Source organism: Pseudomonas quercus, from assembly GCF_012033695.1.
GTDB classification, from domain to species: domain Bacteria; phylum Pseudomonadota; class Gammaproteobacteria; order Pseudomonadales; family Pseudomonadaceae; genus Aquipseudomonas; species Aquipseudomonas quercus.
In genome coordinates this window covers 475,229-492,973 of the sequence record NZ_JAAVJI010000002.1, presented here as the reverse complement: position 1 = coordinate 492,973, position 17,745 = coordinate 475,229, and the positions used below count along the sequence as shown (strand labels likewise).

The window sequence follows — 17,745 nt, the reverse complement described above, 5'->3', positions numbered from 1 at the left end:
CCCTTCGCCTTACTGCAAGGCCTCGGCATACCGTTCGACCAAGGCCTGCCCGAGCCTGTCTTTTGTCACCTGCATGATGTCCAGCCCAGCCGCCTGGAGGGCGCTCGCAACCTGCAAGCGCAGGCTTAGGTTATGAACCTCGCTGCAGTAGGCCCGTATCTGCGCTTCGTTGCGCACAGGCTGGCCAGTTGCAGCGGCCAGGGGCTGTTCGGCAATGTCTGCAATCACGAGTGTACGTTCCCGGGAAACCGCCGTGAGCGAGGCGAGCACCTGAGGTTCAGCCACCGGCAAGCACGTAATGAGCAGCACGATCGCCTTGGGATGGCTGTGTTGCAGCACGCTGGCTGAGCTGGTACGCCAATCCGTAGGGTGCGCACTGGCCTGCACGTTAAACAGCGCCTCATGTACCGCTTGCAGTTGTACTTCACCTCCTCTGGCGCCTAGGTAGCGACGGTTCGGGTTGCCGTCAAAATGTACGGCCACCTGGGCGCCGTATGCCAGCGCGGAACAGGCCACGGCCACGGCCGCATCGGTAGCACAGTCCAGTAGCCGCTCGCCTTGGTACATGCCGCCCATGGGAGGGCCGGTGTCTAACCAGATCACTAGGTCTGGCACGTCGCGCTTCGTGGGTAGTGGGCGGGGTTTGCGCGCTAATGCGTCCAGCACTTGAAAATCCTGCCCGGCGCGACCTTGTGCAGGTGCTGCAAGCCTGTGACGCACGCTCCATAAACCCAATGGCCCGCGTACGTGAAGTTCGCAGGCAACAGAGGGCAGGGCGCCGCGGCGCTGAGGTTCAAGCGTGTACTGAACCTGTGCCTGGTGCCGGGCGGGCAGGGTCAACTGCACGGGGAGCCCAAACGTGCGCACCGCTGCCTTCGCGCTATGGCATTCGTTATAGCTCAGGCGTATAGCCTGGGCATGGGGGTTAGTGAGGGTAACGCTCACCACCTGAGCACGGCCTACACCCAGATGATCAGGTAGGTGCCGCACAGGGCTTGGCAATCGCACACGGGCTGCCCACAGCAGGTCTATTGCAGTCGCCAGCATGAACCCCCCTAGCAGCCACGGGCCCAGGCTTACGCCGTACGCATCACCGGCCAGCACAGCCGCCAATAGCACCGCCAAGACCGCACAGGCCCTGTAGCTGGGGCGGATCATGCAGCCATGCTCATGGCCGAGGGGCACTTACGGCACCCAACTGTTCGGCTAGCACCTGTTCGAGCGGCGCGCCGTCGATACGCTGTGCAGCCGCCAGGCGTACACGATGGCGCAGCACAGCCGGTGCACACTGCCGAATGTCCTCTGCCACCGCATGGTCTCGGCCTGCCAGCAGCGCGCAGGCCTGTGCGCAACGCACCAGTGCAATGGTGGCCCGTGGGCCTGCACCCAAGCAGAACAGCGGGGTGTAGCGTGTTGCGCGTACCAGGCGCACAGCGTAGTCCACCAGCGTATCGGCGACCTTGACCGTAGCGCGTTGCTTTCGCAGGTCAATGACATCGCTGGCGCTGAACAACTGCTGTGGGGCGGCTACGGCGAGCATGTCAGTGCCGACCGACAAGCTCAGGTCACGCGCTAGGCGCACCTCCTCTTCCGGGCCTGGAAAGGTCACGTGCAGGGCCAAGAGAAAACGGTCGAGCAAGCTGTCGGACAGCGTGGCCACACCGGCCGAGTCCTGGGGATTGCGACAGGCAATGAACAGGCAAGGGCGAGGCAGCGAAGGCCGTTCATCAAGGGCACCCTCCTTGTCAGCCTCAAGGGCAAGGGCCAAGGCCCTCTGGGCCTCCATGGACGCCTGTTCCAGCCCTTTGACTAGCACCACTTGCGCAGTTTCAGCTTCGGGGAGCCTGGTTTGGGCCGAGGCAAGAGACGAACACGCCAACGGGTGGAACGCTGCCCCAAACGAGGCAGCCAAAGCACGGGCCAGGGTTTGCTTGCCCGTACCAGGCGGGCCGTCAAGCAGTACATGGCCCCCCGCCAAAAGGGCAATCAACAGGCCTTGGGTGGCGGCCGGCTGGCCTACAAATACGGTGTTGAGCTCCGTAGCCCAGTGGGTGACACGAGTCTTGGCAGGCTCTAGAGGGGGAGGGGAATCGAGCGACGGGTTGCTCATAGGACATTCCTGATGGCTTGCAACTGTACGACCTGGCGCCGGAACACCGCGGCAGACAAGCGTTTGTCGGGGTGCGGGTGCATGGCGTGGGCAATCTGAGCAGTAGACGTAGAAGCCAATGTAGCCAGCCATTGCCATTGCGCTGCCACAGTGAGGTGGCCAAAGGCAGGATAGCGCAACCGGGCCACCTGCCGGATATCCTCACGCAGGCCTTGTAACAGCTGCTCGCGGCTGGCGTGTCGATAGTGTATTGGCAGTGGGGCTTTTGGTTTGCCAGGCCTGGGGGCCAAGAGACCAGGTTGGCGAACAAGGGTGGCCCAGGCCAGCAGTATCAGCAGCGAAAGGGCGCAGGCCAGTGTAGACGGGTGGCTCACTAGCCACTGGCCAAGGCCTGGCGCTTCGCTGCGGTACTGCAGCACCACCTGGCGCCCTTGGTTCAGGTACCACAACAACCAGGCATTATCGAACTGGCCGATGGCAGGGTTGCGCCACAGGGCCGTATCGCTCACAACCGTGAGCGTGCCAGTTCCCAGGGGTAACTGGAGCATGTGTGTGCCCTGGGGGCTGTTGGCCCATGACTGGGCCAGGTCATCGGCGTCTTCAAGGTGGCGGCCAGGCGCAAAACCTAATCGCAGTGGCGCCTGCCCATCTTCCAGGTACAGCTCGGTGAGGGTGCTGCGAGCGGCCATCACCTGGCCGCCTGCACTGGCGTAGGCATCCAGCAGTCGAATGCTCAAAGGGTCTAGCAGAGGGTCACCGCCGCCGCTCGGTGTCCAGAACCCCTTCACGGTGACCACCAACCTACCGCCGGCGTACACCCACGCCAGCAACGTTTGCGCCTGCGCAAGGCTCATGTGTTCACGTTCGCCCAGCAGTACGAGGCTGAGCGTGTTAGCGGGCCTGTGAGCCAGGGGTTGGAGGTCCTGGCTGCGCACTACGGGCAGGCCCTGTTCACGAAGGAACTGGGCGGCTGCCCACCACGGGTCGTCCACAGGGCGGGTGGCCCAGGCACCTAGCGCCAGCAGCACTGCAACCATAAGCAGTACCACGCTGCGCCGGTTCATGCGCTCGTATCACTGGGAAACAGGTGCCGCCAACCGGTCAGCAACTGGTGCCACGTGGCGGTGTCCGGGAAGCGTTCAGCGTACACGGCCAGTTGCCACTGCTCCACCAACCGCCGAGTGAAGGCTTCCAGCCCACTGAGCTGCAGGGCGGCGACTTGAACCAGTACCTGAGGTTCGGTAGCACTGGAGGGAATGTGAAGGTGATAGTCCGACCCCAGGCGCGTCAACAAAGCCTGGTACAACAGGCTCAGGGCTTCGGTAGGCGACCCCTCCCGCAGGCGTTCGACACGGGCAGCGACATCCGTGCCATCGGGTGGTGAGGGGAGGGGCGTGTACTGGACCTGACCCTGGGGTGCGGGTGTGCGCCATCGCTTGGCCAGGGCGCCTAGCAATACGGCGAGCAGGCAAAGTATTGCAGCAAGCCCCATGCCTGCGGGCAATGCAGACAAAGCGGTAGGGTCCGGACCTGCTAGCACCTGTTCCACCGCCTGCTGTGCCGCCTGCGAAGTCAGTGGGGGTTGGTCAGCCATGGCCAGCACCGGGCCGCCCCCCGCCAGCAGGGCAATGACACGAAACAGGAAAGGTAATCCATTTACCGGCATGGTCGTTCTGGCGGACAGTGAGCCCTCGATGCTAGCCATGCACGAGCCATCCGGCAACCGGGATTGCGTGGCACACACCTGAGGCGTGTCGACGGATTTGGCCTCTGCCAGCACTACCTTTAAACTGCATGATTGCTTGTTTCAGGAATGCCCCGTGACCACTAGCCTGTTCTGGTACGACTACGAAACCACCGGTATTGTCCCTAGCCGGGATCGGCCGATCCAGGTAGCGGGTATCCGCACTGACGAACAGCTCAACGAAATCGATACGCCGCTCAACCTGTACTGTCGCCTGGCCGATGACATCCTTCCGCACCCTGCCGCATGCCTGGTCACGGGCATCGACCCTGCGCGCCTGCGCGAGCAGGGCGTGTCGGAAGTGGAATTCATGAACCGCGTGCACCATGAGCTTGGCCAGCCCGGTACCTGCGGCGTGGGGTACAACAGCCTGCGTTTCGACGACGAGGTCACCCGCTACAGCCTCTACCGCAACTTCCATGACCCCTATGCGCGTGAGTGGCAGGGCGGCAACAGCCGCTGGGACCTGATCGACCTGGTGCGTGCAGCCTACGCGCTTCGCCCCGATGGAATCGAATGGCCACAGGTGGATGGCCAGGTATCGCTGCGGCTGGAATTGCTCACGGCTGCCAATGGCATCGATCACGGCCAGGCCCATGATGCCTTGTCGGATGTTCGCGCGACCATTGCACTGGCGCGGCTGTTACGGGCGCGACAGCCCAAACTGTTCCACTGGCTGTTTGAGTTGCGCCGCAAACATAAGGTTATCGAACGCATCCAGTTGATGCGCCCTATGGTTCATGTATCCGGGCGCTTCGGTGCGGCGCGTAATTATCTGGGTGTTGTTTTACCGCTGGCCTGGCATCCGCGAAACCGTAATGCCCTGATCGTCTGCGACCTGGCCCATGACCCGCGCGTGCTGTGGGAAGAAGAAGGTGAACTATTGGCCCGGCGGCTCTATACCCGCCACGACCAATTGCTAGAAGGCCAACTGCCCGTCCCTCTGAAGTTGATTCATGTGAACCGTTGCCCGGTCATTGCACCCCTGGGAGTGATCGCCGATAAAGACCGTGAACGCCTGCAGCTGGATGTCACGCTATATCAAAGTCGGGTGCAGGCGCTTCATGAAGCTCGGCATCTATGGGCAGAAAAACTGAACCCTATTTATGGCAGTGACGAGTTCTTGCCTAACGACGACCCAGAGCAACAGCTGTATGCGGGCTTTATTGGCGACCGCGATCGGCGATTGTGTGAAAAAGTTCGGGAGGCGCCTCCTGAATCGCTCGCCCAGGACACCTGGATGTTCGATGATCCGCGTTTGCGCGAGTTGCTCTTTCGTTACCGGGCAAGAAATTACCCTGAAAGCCTGGATGTTTCAGAGCAAACCTTATGGCAGGCGTTCTGCCGAGGGCGGTTGACTGACCCCGCCTATGGCGCACCCCACACGCTGCAAAGCTTTGCACAGGCTATGGAGCAGGCGCTGAGTGGCGCTACGGAGCAGCAGCGGGCGCTGCTAGGGCGATGGCAGCACTATGTAAACAGCGTGCGGCTAAAATGGCAGGTATGAAAAACGCCAGCAATGCTGGCGTTCGTGGGAAACCGCTAGATATTAGCCCAGCAGTGTTGCCCAGCTTTCTACTTCATCACCGCCCCACTTGGCTTTCCATTCTTTCAGGGTTTTGTGGTTGCCACCCTTGGTTTCAACGATTTCACCGTTGTGTGGGTTCTTGTATTGCTTGACCTTGCGGGCGCGCTTTGTACCTGTGGTTTTAACAGGTGCAACGCGGCCAGGCTTGGAGTTGCGTGCTTCCGGATCGAGCAGTGCGGTAATGTCACGCAGAGACTTCTGGTATTCGCCCATCAGGTCGCGCAATTTGGCTTCGAATTCAAGCTCGGTTTGCAGGTTCTTGTCCTGAGACAGGCTTTGCAGGCGGGCCTGGAGTTCCTTGATGGTTTCTTCGGTGTTGCGGTACTCGTTGATAAGCGACATGACACTACCTATGAATGGGTTGACGGTCTGAGGCGATAATAAACACTGTGGAATATGGAGTAAAGATTAACCTGAGGCTTTGGCAATTAGAACGGTAAAGTCTGTGGGTGAATTTATTTCCACATGTTTTCACGATGGGATCATAAAGTAGCAATGCGCTTACACGTCTTTCATGTGCATGCAGGTGCTATTGCTACTGCACAACCGGGCGCCACTCGCTAGAATGGCGGTCTTTTTCGATGTACTGGAGCTTTACCGATGCGTACTTTCCGGCTGGTGATTGCCTGCCCCGACGGCGTTGGCATTGTTGCCAAGGTCAGCCACTTCCTGGCGTCCCATAATGGCTGGATCACCGAAGCAAGCCACCACTCCGATGAGCAGAGCGGCTGGTTCTTCATGCGCCACGAAATCCGTGCCGACAGCCTGCCCTTTGGCCTGGATGAATTCCGTGAAGCCTTCGCGCCTATCGCCGAAGCGTTCTCGATGGTCTGGCATATCACAGACTCTGGGCGCAAGAAGCGCGTGGCGCTGATGGCCAGCCGAGAATCCCACTGCCTGGCAGACCTGCTGCACCGCTGGCATAGCCAGGAGCTGGACTGCGATATCGCTTGCGTGATTTCCAATCACAATGATTTGCGCAGCATGGTGGAGTGGCACGGCATTCCTTACTACCACGTGCCGGTCAACCCAGCGGACAAGCAGCCTGCCTTTGCCGAAGTATCTCGCCTGGTGAGCGAGCATGCCGCTGATGTGGTGGTACTGGCCCGCTACATGCAAATCCTGCCACCGCAACTCTGTCAGGACTATGCTCAGCGCGTCATCAACATTCACCACAGTTTCCTGCCGTCCTTCGTGGGCGCCAAGCCGTACCACCAGGCAGCGGCCCGAGGAGTAAAACTGATTGGCGCTACCTGCCACTATGTAACTGAAGAGCTGGACGCAGGGCCGATCATCGAGCAAGACGTGGTGCGCATCAGCCACAGCCATAGCACCGAAGACATGGTGCGATTGGGGCGTGATGTAGAAAAGATGGTATTGGCGCGAGGCTTGCGCTATCACCTTGAGGACCGCGTGCTGGTGCACGGCAACAAGACCGTGATCTTCGACTGACCCAGTGAGGTGAGCCATGACCGACCCGCTCGACCGTGCCACCTCCACACCGCCCCCGGTGCTGGGGGAGGGCTGCACGGCCCGTTACGACCTCCAAGCCTTGACTGAGGATAGCGGCACTGACTTTCCGGGCGCTGAAGCGTTATGGGAGGCGTTGCAGGAAGGCCGTCGCGGCTCGGTCAAGCCGCACGAAGCGCCATAAGCTTGCGTAGCAACGGCCTGCCGACCATCAGGATGAACACGGGCGCCCCGGCCAGCAGATAGAAGTAGTACGTTACCACCCGCCAGATCACGATCGCTGCGGCTGCAGTAGGTTTGCCTACCATAGGTGCCAGCAGCGCCGCGCTGGTCAGCTCCGCTGCACCGGCACCGCCGGGTAACAGGCTGAACTGCCCTGTGCTCAAGGACAGAATCTGCACCAGGAAGGCCCACGCCCATTGCAGGTCTGCGCCCAACCCACGCAGGGCCAGCCACAAAATACTGAAGCGCAATCCCCAATGAGCGCAGGTGAGCAAAAATGCCAGCGCCAGCGAAGGCTTGGGCATGCCGAGGGTGTCTTTGAAAGCGTGCACAAAGTGCAGCCAGCGGCGTGCCCAGCGCCAGCGACGTGGCCTGCCCATGCCAACGCGGCCTAACAGGTAGCCGGTAAGTGCCACGAAGCGCCGCTGGTGGCGAGCGACGGCCCAGCAGGTGAACAGTGAAAGCGTCATCAGCAGCGCGCTGCTGCCCAACAGCCATTCCAGGCGACTGTCCAACCGGTGGAACAGGGCATACAGCAGCACGCCAGCGATAGCGCAGCAGAAAAAGAGGAGGTCGCCCAGTTGGTCCATGGCAAAGACGGCGCCACTGCGCGCGGGCCGAATGCCTTGACGGTCAAGCAATGTCACTAGCGTGACAGGGCCGCCACTGCCACCTGGCGTGGCGCAAATGGCAAATTCTGTGGCCATGATCATACCGACGGTGTGGCCCAGGCCTAGGTGTTTGCCTTCGGCCTGTAGCAGTACCCGCAAACGCAGGGCATTGAGGGTCCAGCACAGGCCGATCATGGCAAACAGGCCTAGCAGCAGTGGCAGTGAAAAGCCACGCAGGCGGCTCAGCAACTCCCCGCCCCCCAGCGCCCAAGGTAAAGCGATGGCCATGGCCAGTGCCACGACCAGCCAGGCCAAGCGCTTCATGCCGCGTGAGCCATGGTGCCTTGGTGTGACAACCAGCTGCGCTTGGTTTCGGCCACGCGACCGTCCTGCATCAACCGTTGCAGCGTGTTCAGCCAATAATCACGGGACGAGGCATGGCGCATGTCTACCGGGTGCAACCCCAAGCGCACGGTTGGAGCCTGTTGCCAGCGCTGCAGCTGCCATTCACTGACCGCCCGGGAGAGGGTGCGGCGCCAGGCACTACCTGCACTCCATACCAGCCCAGGGGCTGTTATTTTTTCAAAGCTGGGCAGGCGATAGAAGTGCTGTGGATCGCTGGTATAGGACAGCGGCAACTTACTGAGCGCCTTGCGTGTGCCCTCGCTCATCAGCCAGGCAGGCGCCACAAAACCGTCCAGCGGCCATTGCTGTTGCTGGAATACCTCAATGCCTCGGCTGATCCGTTCAAGGGCCTGTTGCTCAGCCAGGGTGTAAAACTCCCCTTCCCAGGTGTACACCCGGCGCATGAACCATTGCCAAGGCGTGCGAGGGGCTGGCGCGTCGTCGGCATGGTAGTAGCCATGCAAGGCCAACTCGTCTCCTGCCGCCAGCCGTTGTTCCATAAGGCGGCAGAACGCCGGGTGCTGGCCGAGGGTGTTGCGGTGGTGGAAGTCGGGCACTACCAGGTGCGTCATAGTCACACCCCCTAGCGCATCCACAGCTTCTACGAAGGGTTTGTAATCTACCCAGGTCTGGGGCGCCACATCGTGCAGTACCAGCAACACGCTTCGGCGGCCGTTCGATGTCATAGAATCAACCATGGACCACCGCCGGTAATTCGACCGTTCCTTGAACTGCGTGATAGTGCCCCAGCAGCCCAGTCACCACGGTGTCCCAAGCGAACTCGCGCTCAGTGTACAGGCGCGCCCGCCTGCCCCATGCCACCGGGTCATGCGTGAACAGGTGCCTCACGGTTTCCGCCATGGCGCCTGGATCGTTCGGCGGGCAGCGCAAACCGCCCTCATCAGTGATCAATTCCTTAAACGCACCGGCATCTACAGCCACTACCGGAATACCACTGGCCATGGCTTCAAGAATGACAAGGCCAAAGGTTTCCTGATTGCCGGCATGCAACAACGCATCGGCGCTGGCCATTAGACGTGCAACTTCATGCATGGGGCAGAAATGATTGATAACGGTAACGTTGTCGGGAACATTGGCAGGCATGCTGGAACCTACCAATAGTAAATGGTAATCCTCGCCCAGGTGCTTCATACAATCGAGCAGCACGGGAATGTTCTTTTCCTTCGAGCCACGCCCTGCAAAGACCAACAGGCGCTTGTCTGCTGCGATACCTAATTGTTTCCGCAATTCTGGATCCCGGCGTGAAGGGTTAAACAGTTCAAGGTCCACGCCCAGCCGTTGAACGTATACATCCCTGATACCCAACCGGCGAAGTTTGTCTGCCATTACCTTGCTAGGTGCCAACACACGATCGAAGTTGCCATACAGCTTGCTCACATAAGCTTCCACGTTGGGCGTAACCCAGTTGCCCATGCGGTTACTGACCAGCAGCGGCAAATCGGAGTGATAAAAACCGATCACAGGCACGTCCAGTTGGCGGCGGGCATTGAGGGCAGCCCAGGCCGTACGGTAGGGGTCACCCACTTCGATCACGTCTGGTTGCAGCTCTTTGAGAACGTTGCACCACGGCGCCAGGCGCACAGGGAAGCGATAGCCATTACCAAAGGGCAGGGCCGGCGAGGGTACGCGATATACACCGTTCTCTTCGCTCAGGCTTGGCCCTGGGATCAACAAACTATGGCGGATACCTGTTCTGCCAGCCAAGCGACGATGTTTGGCATCAAGGTAAGTCCTTACCCCTCCACTGGCTGGGGCGTAGAACATGGTGATGTCAGCAATGTGCACAATCAGCTTTCCTTCCGGCAGAGACCCTACCATGGACCTTAATGAACTTTAGATGTTCGATCCGGCCGCTTCGTTTAAGCCAGGAAAGTGGTCGTACAAAGAGGGAGGGAGGCCGCTCGCCAGGAGCGGCCAAAGGGATCAGCCGATGGCCTTGGAGGCCAGCCAGAAGAGCCCGGCTGCCATGCACATGACCACAGGCAAGGTGAGTACCCACGCCAGCATGATGTTTTTGACCGTGCTGCCCTGCAGGCCGCTACGGTTGGCCACCATGGTGCCAGCGACACCGGAGGACAGTACATGGGTGGTGGACACCGGCAAGCTGAACACGTTGGCCAGACCAATGGCGAACGCGGCCGTGATCTGCGCAGACATGCCTTGAGCGTAGGTCATGCCCTGCTTGCCGATTTTTTCGCCAATGGTCAGTACCACACGACGCCAGCCCACCATGGTGCCTACACCCAGCGCCAGGGCCACCGCGAAGATTACCCAGAACGGTGCATATTCTGTGGTACTGGTGAGGTCCTTGCGCAGCTTATCCAGGTCGGCTTTTTCCCGAGCACCCAGGTCTGGCAGTTTTCCAACCTTGCGCGCCGTGTCATCCAGGCACAGCAGGAAGCGGCGGGTTTCAATGCGCTTGTCTGCCGCCATGCTGTGATAGTCGGCTACACCGCGCAGGTTTTCCTGCAAGGCGGCGATGGTAGGTTCGGTCTGCTGCGGGTTGCATTCGAACTGCTCGGGCAGGTCCCCCTCGCGTGCCTTGCCCAGTGCCAGGTACTCGCCAAGGCTCGTGTTGTTGCGCTGGTAGAACTGTGCCAAGTGCAAGGTAGCGTCGCGGGTGCGCTCGATCTCGTACGTGCTGCTGGTGAGGTTGAGCACGAACTGGCTCGGTACAATGCCAATCAACACGAGCATGATCAGGCCGATGCCCTTCTGGCCATCGTTGGAGCCGTGAACAAAGCTGACCCCGAGGGCAGAGAGCACCAGCACTAGCCTGTTCCAGAAGGGCGGGTGTTTCTTGTCATCCAGCTTGCGGCGCTGGTCCGGGGTTTTATGCATCTTGGACAGCGGGCGCCAGCGCTTGAGCGCAATCAGCATCAAAGCTGCGACCCCGAAGCCCACGATGGGGGACACCACCAGAGAGGCGCCAATGTCGATCGCCTTCTGCCAGTTCACCCCTTCAGCCAAGGGAATGTCGTTGATCATGGCATTGGCCATGCCCACGCCAAGAATGGAGCCGATCAAGGTATGCGAGCTGGAAGCGGGAATACCGAAGTACCAGGTGCCCAGGTTCCAGGCGATGGCTGCTGCCAGCAGCGAGAACACCATGGCCAGGCCGCGGCCCGTGTTGACATTGATCAGCAGCTCGACCGGTAGCAGGTGAACGATGGCATACGCCACACCTACGCCACCCAGCAGTACACCCAGAAAATTGAAGAACCCTGACAGCAATACAGCCAGGTGCGGCGGCATGGCCTTGGTATAAATGACGGTCGCCACCGCATTTGCGGTGTCATGAAAGCCATTGATGAACTCAAAGGCGAGGACGAAGGCCAAAGCCAGGAACAGGCTTATCAGGACCCAGGCGTCCAATCCGCTGAATAGATCGATCATGAAGATTTTGTGACCAGCCGTGGAGGGGGCGCGATTATGACAGAAAATCGCAAAAATCGATGCCCTTGCCTGCCGATTGGCTAAGGCCCCGTAAATACGGGCATATGGCAGTCACAACCTCTGTTTGCTTCGTGCAAGCCCTGGAGAACCGCCATTGATGCACCGGCCGGGCTCAGCTCGCTTCGGCAGTTTTCAACTCATTTTCGATTTTTTCGATTTCAGTTTGAAAGGCTTGGTCCAATAGGCTAGCGCGTTTACGCCAGGGTTTACGTTCAGGTTCAGGTTGCGCGGCATAAGTGGTGATTTCTCCACCGTACACATCCTTGAAGCGTTTTTCCTGGCGCTCAAGTTCCGCGCGCAGTTCGTCTTTAGTCACATGCTTACCTTTATGAGCATTGGAAGTGGGAGTATACCCGTAACCCTATTGGCGGTGCCTGGGAACAGGTAAGGCAACGTTAGCGCTATAAGTTACAGTTAGTCAACTTCCAGGAGGTTTCCAAATATAGCAAAGCGCAGGTGTGTCGCACTTGTTTGGATCCTTATATGCACAAAAAGGTTTAATGCCATTCATGTTTTTATTTTTACGTTTGCCATTGGCCAACCCCATGGCAATAAAACGAACGGCTGGTCGCCGAGCCTTCCTCAAGGTGCGTAGCGGTATGGGGAAGAGAAGAGGCGGGCTGGCCAATTGCGGTAATCGGCCAGCCGTTCGATAATCGACCTACGTTGTACAGCACATTCCGGCCACGAGGACCTACCGTGAACGACCAACTTCGCACTGCGTTCAGTTCGCTCGCGCCGCCTATCGTAGCGTCACCGGCCAAACGTATACAGGCGTTCGCCGGAGACCCGGACTTCATGACGTCTCTGGCCAGAGGGCTGGCCGTGGTCCAGGCCTTTCAGGAGCGCAAGCGCCACCTCACCATTGCCCAGATCAGCCACCGCACCGAAATTCCTCGGGCAGCTGTGCGCCGGTGCCTGCATACCTTGATCAAACTGGGGTACGCCACCACCGATGGGCGGACTTATTCGTTGTTGCCCAAGGTGCTTACGTTAGGGCATGCCTACTTGTCCTCAACGCCCCTGGCTGTATCAGCGCAGCCTTACCTGGATCGCATGAGCGAGCAACTTCACGAGGCCTGTAACATGGCCACCCTTGAAGGCGATGACATTCTTTATATAGCGCGCAGTGCGACTACCCAGCGGTTGATCTCGGTCGACCTTTCGGTAGGTGGCCGGTTGCCGGCGTATTGCACCTCCATGGGGCGGATTCTGCTGTCAGCGCTGGACGATGCCACCCTGGGTGATTACCTGAGCCATGTGGAGTTGCAACCCAAGACCCGCAAAACCATTACCGGCCCGGAGCAACTCAAAGCGTGCCTGGAGCAGGTGCGACAACAGGGCTGGTGCATTGTCGACCAGGAGCTGGAGCAAGGCCTGCGCTCCATTGCCGTACCGGTGTACGACGCGTCCGGCCAGGTATTGGCGGCGTTGAATGTCAGCACCCATGCCGGGCGCGTAGGCCGAGGCGAGTTGGAGCAGCGTTTTCTGCCTATCATGCTGGCTGCCAGCCGGGACCTGAGCACTCAGCTGTTCAGCTGACAAGCACTGTTCGATAAACGCACTGATTGCCCTTTACCGAATTGACGGTGCGCGGAGGCGGCTCTTAATGTCGCCTCACCCGCCGAAGCGTTCGTCGGGTGCCTTCGGTGGAATAAAAATAATGAACCGTCCTCACGCTGCTCCGGGCCATTGCCTCGACGTTCAGTCGTTTATCAATAGCCAGCCGTTGTCCCGCTTCCAATGGCGGGTTGTCCTGCTGTGTTTTCTGATTGTGTTTCTCGATGGCCTGGACACGGCCGCCATGGGGTTCATCGCCCCTGCCTTGTCTCAGGATTGGGGCTTGCCCAAGGGTAGCCTGGGGCCAGTCATGAGCGCGGCACTGGTCGGGATGGTGTTCGGTGCCCTGGGTTCGGGGCCACTGGCTGACCGCTTTGGCCGCAAGGTAGTGCTGGTGGCGGCAGTGGCCGTGTTTGGCGTTTTCAGCCTGGCGTCGGCCTACAGCACTAACATCGATCAGCTCATGATCCTGCGCCTGCTTACCGGTATCGGCTTGGGGGCGGGCATGCCCAACGCCACTACGTTGCTGTCTGAATACACCCCCGAACGCCTCAAGTCTCTGCTGGTGACCAGCATGTTCTGTGGCTTCAACCTGGGCATGGCTGGGGGTGGTTTTATCTCTGCCAAACTCATTCCGGCCTACGGTTGGCACAGCCTGCTCCTGCTAGGCGGCGTGCTACCTCTGGTATTGCTGGTGGTGCTGATGATCTGGCTGCCGGAATCCGCGCGTTTTCTCATTGTACGTAACCGAGGCGTGGACCGCGTTCGCCATGTGCTAGCGCCCATCAGCCCCACCGTGGTTGCCCAGGCAAGCACCTTCAGTGTGCCTGAGCTAACGACTGTGAATGCCCGCAACGTGTTTGCCGTCATGTTCTCCGGCACCTATAAGACCGGCACCTTGTTGCTGTGGTTGACCTACTTCATGGGCTTGGTGATCGTGTACCTGCTGACCAGCTGGCTGCCTACCCTTATCCGAGATAGTGGTGCGAGCATGGAGCAGGCCGCGTTTATCGGCGGCTTGTTCCAGTTTGGCGGCGTACTCAGTGCAGTTGCCGTCGGCTGGGCCATGGACCGCTTCAACCCGCACAAGGTGATTGCCACCTTTTATTGCCTGGCCGGCGTGTTTGCGTATGCGGTGGGCCAGAGCCTGGGCAATTTTGTGCTGCTGGCAACCCTGGTGCTGGTAGCCGGCATGTGCGTGAACGGCGCCCAGTCCGCGATGCCCTCGCTGGCAGCGCGTTATTACCCCACGCAGGCCCGCGCCACGGGGGTGTCCTGGATGTTGGGGATTGGCCGATTCGGCGCCATATTGGGGGCTTCCAGTGGCGCAGCGCTACTGGGCGCCGGCTGGACGTTCGCTCAAGTGCTCACGGCGCTGTTGGTACCTGCGGTGCTGGCCACGGCAGCGGTCTATATCAAAGGCCGCGTAAGCCACGCTGATGCCACGTAACAGCTGAGAGTAGCGTTCGATCACCGAACGCATACTCGATAATCGGATTGTACGGTGCAGTGGCGAATCGTAACCTGCTCTGCACGTATGCACAGGGACTGCCAATGGCCAGCCCCTCAAACAAAAAGGAGTCCTCGCGACATGGCTGAGCTTCTCTCACTTCACGAGGCTGTGAAGCAATTCGTGAACGATGGCGATACCGTCGCCCTTGAAGGGTTTACTCACCTTATTCCTACGGCCGCCGGTCACGAGATCATCCGTCAGGCAAAGAAAGACCTGACCTTGGTGCGCATGACCCCAGACCTGATTTATGACCAACTGATCGGTGCAGGGTGCGCGCGTAAACTGATTTTCTCCTGGGGCGGTAACCCCGGTGTTGGCTCGTTGCACCGCCTGCGCGACGCCGTGGAGAAGCAGTGGCCCCAGGCGATCGAGATCGAAGAACACAGCCATGCTGACCTGGCCAACGCCTATGTAGCCGGCGCTTCCGGGCTGCCTTTTGCGGTACTGCGCGCCTATGCCGGGTCTGACCTGCCCAAGGTCAACCCGCTGATCAAGACGGTGACCTGCCCCTTTACGGGCGAAGTGCTGGCCGCGGTGCCCTCGGTACGCCCGGATGTGACCGTGATCCATGCTCAAAAGGCCGACCGCAAGGGCAATGTGTTGCTGTGGGGCATTCTGGGGGTACAGAAGGAAGCCGCCCTGGCGGCCAAGCGCTGCATCGTCACCGTTGAAGAAATTGTGGATGACCTGCAGGCCCCGATGAATGCCTGCGTGTTGCCGACCTGGGCCTTGAGTGCCGTCTGCCTGGTGCCAGGAGGTTCGCATCCCTCCTATGCCCACGGGTATACCGAGCGTGACAACCGCTTCTACCAAGCCTGGGACCCTATCGCACGGGGCCGTGACACCTTTACGGCCTGGATCGATGAGTACGTGCGCGGCACGCGCGACTTCGAAGCGTACCGCGCCAAACTCAGCCAAGCCGGAGAGCACGCCTGATGACTTACTCCACGTCCGAAATGATGACCGTGGCAGCGGCCCGCCGCCTGAAAAACGGTTCGGTCTGCTTTGTGGGCATCGGCTTGCCGTCCAAGGCCGCGAACCTGGCTCGGTTGACCTCGTCCCCTGATGTGGTGCTGATCTATGAGTCTGGCCCTATCGGCGCCAAACCCACGGTGCTGCCCCTGTCTATCGGCGATGGCGAGCTGGCGGAAACCGCTGACACCGTAGTGCCAACAGGCGAAATCTTCCGTTACTGGCTGCAGGGCGGCCGCATCGATGTCGGCTTCCTGGGCGCCGCACAAGTCGACCGTTTCGGTAACATCAACACCACGGTGGTAGGCGATTACCACACGCCCAAGGTGCGCCTGCCGGGGGCCGGAGGGGCACCTGAAATCGCCGGTTCTGCCAAGAGCGTGTTGATCATTCTCAAGCAGTCCCACCGCAGCTTTGTAGAAAAGCTGGACTTCATCACCTCCGTAGGCCACGGCGAAGGCGGCGATTCGCGCAAGCGCCTTGGGCTACCGGGCGCAGGGCCGGTGGGCATCATTACCGACCTGTGCATCATGGAACCCGAAGCGGGCAGCCACGAGTTCGTGGTCACCTCGATTCACCCGGGTGTTACCCGCGAGCAGATCACGGCGGCGACAGGGTGGGCTATCCGATTCGCCGACAACGTCGCCACCACCGGTGAGCCTACCGAAGCCGAACTGACGGCCCTGCGCGACCTGGAAGCCCGTACGGCGGCCGCCCATGGCCAAGCCCCTGGAGAAGCCTGATGCGCGATGTATTTATTTGCGACGCCACACGTACGCCTATCGGCCGTATGGGCGGTGCCTTGGCGGCTGTGCGTGCTGACGACCTGGCGGCGGTCCCCATCAAGGCTTTGATGGCGCGCAACCCGCAGGTTGATTGGAGCGCGTTGGACGAAGTGTTCATGGGCTGTGCCAACCAGGCCGGTGAAGACAACCGCAATGTGGCACGCATGGCCTTGCTGTTGGCCGGCCTGCCGCCTACCGTTCCCGGTATCACACTCAACCGCCTGTGTGCCTCGGGGCTGGACGCGGTGGGCAGCGCCTTCCGCGCCATTGCCACGGGCGAAATCGACCTGGCCATTGCTGGTGGCGTAGAGTCCATGTCCCGCGCACCCTTTGTGATGGGCAAGGCTGACACAGCCTGGTCGCGCAACATGAAGATCGAAGACACCACCATTGGCTGGCGTTTCGTGAACCCGGCCATGAAGGCGCACTATGGCGTCGACGCCATGCCCCAAACCGCTGACAACGTGGCAGATGACTACCAGGTGTCTCGTGAAGACCAGGATGCCTTTGCCCTGCGCAGCCAGCAACGCAGTGCGGCAGCGCAGGCGTCAGGCTTTTACGCCGAGGAAATCGTGCCTGTACACATTCCTGGCAAGAAGGGCGAAACAGTTGTCGACACCGACGAACACCCGCGCCCCGACACTACCCTTGAGGCCTTGGCCCGCCTCAAACCAGTCAATGGCCCGGACAAGACCGTGACAGCCGGTAACGCCTCAGGTGTGAACGACGGTGCTGCGGCGCTGATCCTGGCCTCGGCCGAGGCGGTAGAAAAACATGGCCTTACGCCTCGGGCCCGTGTACTGGGCGTGGCCAGCGCAGGCGTTGCCCCTCGCGTAATGGGCATTGGCCCGGTTCCGGCGGTGCGCAAGCTCATCGGGCGCCTTGGGCTGACGGTGGAAGATTTCGACCTGATCGAACTCAATGAGGCCTTCGCTTCACAGGGCCTGGCCGTGTTACGCGACCTAGGTGTGGCCGACGATGCCCCCCATGTGAACCCCAATGGCGGCGGCATTGCCTTGGGGCATCCCTTGGGCATGAGTGGCGCGCGCCTGGTCTTGACGGCCGTTCATCACCTTCAGCGCAGTGGTGGTAAAAGGGCATTGGCCACCATGTGTGTAGGCGTAGGGCAGGGCGTGGCCTTGGCCTTGGAGCGGGTATGACCCTGCTTCTTGCGTCGTTCCCTGAGCATATATAGGGCCTTGCGCACAAGGCCCGGTGTGTTTCGAGTGATTGCTGAGAGAGGGAATGGTACGGTAGCGCTTCCGTATCCCCCTAATGAGAACAATAG

Annotated in this window: 18 protein-coding genes; 8 read left to right on the top strand and 10 right to left on the bottom strand. The window is 60.3% G+C overall.

The window, feature by feature from the left end; all coding sequences use genetic code 11:
• Positions 1-9: 9 nt before the first annotated feature.
• The 4 genes from HBH25_RS05530 to HBH25_RS05515 are packed head-to-tail and all read right to left on the bottom strand — an operon-like array spanning position 10 to position 3,815.
• Entirely contained in the window at positions 10-1,158 is a 1,149-nt protein-coding gene (locus HBH25_RS05530; protein ID WP_168082322.1) for a DUF58 domain-containing protein, read from the bottom strand.
• A 10-nt stretch (positions 1,159-1,168) separates the two neighbouring features.
• Positions 1,169-2,110 carry an AAA family ATPase gene (locus HBH25_RS05525; protein WP_168082320.1) on the bottom strand — a complete coding sequence of 314 codons (942 nt, stop codon included), beginning with the start codon at positions 2,108-2,110 and terminating at the stop codon, positions 1,169-1,171.
• Positions 2,107-3,174, bottom strand: a complete 1,068-nt coding sequence (locus HBH25_RS05520; protein WP_168082318.1) for a DUF4350 domain-containing protein — start codon at positions 3,172-3,174, stop codon at positions 2,107-2,109. Before HBH25_RS05520 ends, HBH25_RS05525 begins: the two co-directional genes overlap by 4 nt.
• Positions 3,171-3,815: a hypothetical protein gene (locus HBH25_RS05515; RefSeq protein ID WP_168082316.1), complete on the bottom strand. Its 645-nt coding sequence runs from the start codon at positions 3,813-3,815 to the stop codon at positions 3,171-3,173. Before HBH25_RS05515 ends, HBH25_RS05520 begins: the two co-directional genes overlap by 4 nt.
• A gap of 115 nt (positions 3,816-3,930) precedes the next feature.
• On the opposite strand from HBH25_RS05515, the gene sbcB reads away from it, so the two are divergent.
• Positions 3,931-5,361: an exodeoxyribonuclease I gene (gene sbcB, locus HBH25_RS05510; protein ID WP_168082314.1), complete on the top strand. Its 1,431-nt coding sequence runs from the start codon at positions 3,931-3,933 to the stop codon at positions 5,359-5,361.
• A 42-nt stretch (positions 5,362-5,403) separates the two neighbouring features.
• On the opposite strand, the gene mvaT is transcribed toward sbcB, so the two are convergent.
• Positions 5,404-5,784, bottom strand: coding sequence for a histone-like nucleoid-structuring protein MvaT (gene mvaT, locus HBH25_RS05505; protein WP_168082312.1), 381 nt, complete (start codon positions 5,782-5,784; stop codon positions 5,404-5,406).
• A 258-nt stretch (positions 5,785-6,042) separates the two neighbouring features.
• On the opposite strand from mvaT, the gene purU reads away from it, so the two are divergent.
• The gene (purU, locus tag HBH25_RS05500; RefSeq protein ID WP_168082310.1) at positions 6,043-6,894 is read left to right on the top strand and encodes a formyltetrahydrofolate deformylase; all 852 of its coding nucleotides are present in this window, start codon (positions 6,043-6,045) and stop codon (positions 6,892-6,894) included.
• 16 nt (positions 6,895-6,910) lie between these two features.
• Complete coding sequence (locus tag HBH25_RS05495; protein ID WP_168082308.1) at positions 6,911-7,096, top strand: hypothetical protein; 186 nt, start codon at positions 6,911-6,913, stop codon at positions 7,094-7,096.
• Here the strand turns inward: HBH25_RS05495 and gpgF are convergent.
• From gpgF to HBH25_RS05470, 5 genes are all read right to left on the bottom strand, one after another.
• Positions 7,074-8,069, bottom strand: coding sequence for a glucosaminyl phosphatidylglycerol flippase (gpgF, locus tag HBH25_RS05490; RefSeq protein ID WP_168082306.1), 996 nt, complete (start codon positions 8,067-8,069; stop codon positions 7,074-7,076). The two genes, HBH25_RS05495 and gpgF, sit on opposite strands and share 23 nt — an antisense overlap.
• Positions 8,066-8,848, bottom strand: coding sequence for an N-acetylglucosaminyl phosphatidylglycerol deacetylase (gene gpgD, locus HBH25_RS05485; RefSeq protein ID WP_168082304.1), 783 nt, complete (start codon positions 8,846-8,848; stop codon positions 8,066-8,068). The genes gpgF and gpgD overlap by 4 nt, the downstream gene beginning before the upstream one ends.
• Positions 8,841-9,956, bottom strand: a complete 1,116-nt coding sequence (gene gpgS, locus HBH25_RS05480) for an N-acetylglucosaminyl phosphatidylglycerol synthase (RefSeq protein ID WP_484573225.1) — start codon at positions 9,954-9,956, stop codon at positions 8,841-8,843. Before gpgS ends, gpgD begins: the two co-directional genes overlap by 8 nt.
• A 138-nt stretch (positions 9,957-10,094) precedes the next feature.
• Positions 10,095-11,567 (bottom strand): inorganic phosphate transporter, encoded by a 1,473-nt coding sequence (locus HBH25_RS05475; protein ID WP_168082302.1) that lies wholly within the window; start codon positions 11,565-11,567, stop codon positions 10,095-10,097.
• Between the two features lie 172 nt (positions 11,568-11,739).
• Positions 11,740-11,943: a hypothetical protein gene (locus HBH25_RS05470; RefSeq protein ID WP_168082300.1), complete on the bottom strand. Its 204-nt coding sequence runs from the start codon at positions 11,941-11,943 to the stop codon at positions 11,740-11,742.
• A gap of 383 nt (positions 11,944-12,326) precedes the next feature.
• Here HBH25_RS05470 and pcaR point away from each other — a divergent pair, with 383 nt between their 5' ends.
• From pcaR to pcaF, 5 genes are all read left to right on the top strand, one after another.
• Positions 12,327-13,169: a pca regulon transcriptional regulator PcaR gene (gene pcaR, locus HBH25_RS05465; protein WP_168082298.1), complete on the top strand. Its 843-nt coding sequence runs from the start codon at positions 12,327-12,329 to the stop codon at positions 13,167-13,169.
• A gap of 121 nt (positions 13,170-13,290) precedes the next feature.
• The gene (gene pcaK / locus HBH25_RS05460) at positions 13,291-14,637 is read left to right on the top strand and encodes a 4-hydroxybenzoate transporter PcaK (protein WP_168082296.1); all 1,347 of its coding nucleotides are present in this window, start codon (positions 13,291-13,293) and stop codon (positions 14,635-14,637) included.
• Positions 14,638-14,778: 141 nt separating this feature from the next.
• A complete protein-coding gene (locus tag HBH25_RS05455; RefSeq protein ID WP_168082294.1) occupies positions 14,779-15,636 on the top strand; it encodes a CoA transferase subunit A in 858 nt (285 codons plus the stop codon).
• Positions 15,633-16,415 (top strand): CoA-transferase subunit beta, encoded by a 783-nt coding sequence (locus HBH25_RS05450; RefSeq protein WP_178088879.1) that lies wholly within the window; start codon positions 15,633-15,635, stop codon positions 16,413-16,415. Before HBH25_RS05455 ends, HBH25_RS05450 begins: the two co-directional genes overlap by 4 nt.
• Entirely contained in the window at positions 16,412-17,617 is a 1,206-nt protein-coding gene (pcaF, locus tag HBH25_RS05445) for a 3-oxoadipyl-CoA thiolase (protein ID WP_178088878.1), read from the top strand. Before HBH25_RS05450 ends, pcaF begins: the two co-directional genes overlap by 4 nt.
• The last annotated feature ends 128 nt before the right edge of the window (positions 17,618-17,745 follow it).

Excerpts from the sequence above, each read along its gene's own strand:
- HBH25_RS05530 (WP_168082322.1), bottom strand. The coding sequence starts at position 1,158 with ATGATCCGCCCCAGCTACAGGGCCTGTGCGGTCTTGGCGGTGCTATTG.
- HBH25_RS05525 (WP_168082320.1), bottom strand. The coding sequence starts at position 2,110 with ATGAGCAACCCGTCGCTCGATTCCCCTCCCCCTCTAGAGCCTGCCAAG.
- HBH25_RS05520 (WP_168082318.1), bottom strand. The coding sequence starts at position 3,174 with ATGAACCGGCGCAGCGTGGTACTGCTTATGGTTGCAGTGCTGCTGGCG.
- HBH25_RS05515 (WP_168082316.1), bottom strand. The coding sequence starts at position 3,815 with ATGGCTAGCATCGAGGGCTCACTGTCCGCCAGAACGACCATGCCGGTA.
- mvaT (WP_168082312.1), bottom strand. The coding sequence starts at position 5,784 with ATGTCGCTTATCAACGAGTACCGCAACACCGAAGAAACCATCAAGGAA.
- purU (WP_168082310.1), top strand. The coding sequence starts at position 6,043 with ATGCGTACTTTCCGGCTGGTGATTGCCTGCCCCGACGGCGTTGGCATT.
- HBH25_RS05495 (WP_168082308.1), top strand. The coding sequence starts at position 6,911 with ATGACCGACCCGCTCGACCGTGCCACCTCCACACCGCCCCCGGTGCTG.
- gpgF (WP_168082306.1), bottom strand. The coding sequence starts at position 8,069 with ATGAAGCGCTTGGCCTGGCTGGTCGTGGCACTGGCCATGGCCATCGCT.
- gpgD (WP_168082304.1), bottom strand. The coding sequence starts at position 8,848 with ATGGTTGATTCTATGACATCGAACGGCCGCCGAAGCGTGTTGCTGGTA.
- HBH25_RS05475 (WP_168082302.1), bottom strand. The coding sequence starts at position 11,567 with ATGATCGATCTATTCAGCGGATTGGACGCCTGGGTCCTGATAAGCCTG.
- pcaK (WP_168082296.1), top strand. The coding sequence starts at position 13,291 with ATGAACCGTCCTCACGCTGCTCCGGGCCATTGCCTCGACGTTCAGTCG.
- HBH25_RS05455 (WP_168082294.1), top strand. The coding sequence starts at position 14,779 with ATGGCTGAGCTTCTCTCACTTCACGAGGCTGTGAAGCAATTCGTGAAC.